Source organism: Microbacterium sp. K41 (assembly GCF_004794395.1).
GTDB classification, from domain to species: domain Bacteria; phylum Actinomycetota; class Actinomycetes; order Actinomycetales; family Microbacteriaceae; genus Microbacterium; species Microbacterium sufflavum.
The window spans coordinates 1-372 of sequence record NZ_SSDO01000117.1 but is presented as its reverse complement, the minus strand read 5'-3'; the positions used below and the strand labels follow the sequence as shown (position 1 = coordinate 372).

The window sequence follows — 372 nt, the reverse complement described above, 5'->3', positions numbered from 1 at the left end:
GCGCGAGCGAGGGTGCGGCGGCGGCCGGGGCCGCGAGGGCGTCGACGGCCTGATCGACACCGGCCGCGAGCTGCGCGAGCTGCTGCAGCTGCACGTTGGTCGGGTCGGCGGCGAGCATCCCGGCGAGGCTGTCCGCGAGTTGCTGCGACCGACCGGGGGCGGCCGTCGCGGCGTTCTGCAGCGCGGTCTTCGTGTCGGGATGGGCGAGCGTCTGCACCGAGGTCGTCACTCCGGCGCGGAGGGTGTCGCTCAGCGTGGTGGCACCCGCCAGCACGCCGGTCGTGTACTGGTGCGCACCCGTCACGCCCGCCGACAGCCGGGTGGCGCCCGCGACGAGCTGCTGCGCGCCCGCATCGGCTGCGGCGGCACCGG

General features: G+C 76.9%; 1 protein-coding gene. It reads right to left on the bottom strand.

Annotated features, from left to right (window positions below):
- A partial coding sequence (locus tag DW309_RS19265; protein ID WP_446724624.1) for a hypothetical protein occupies window positions 1-372 on the bottom strand: 372 nt, incomplete at both ends.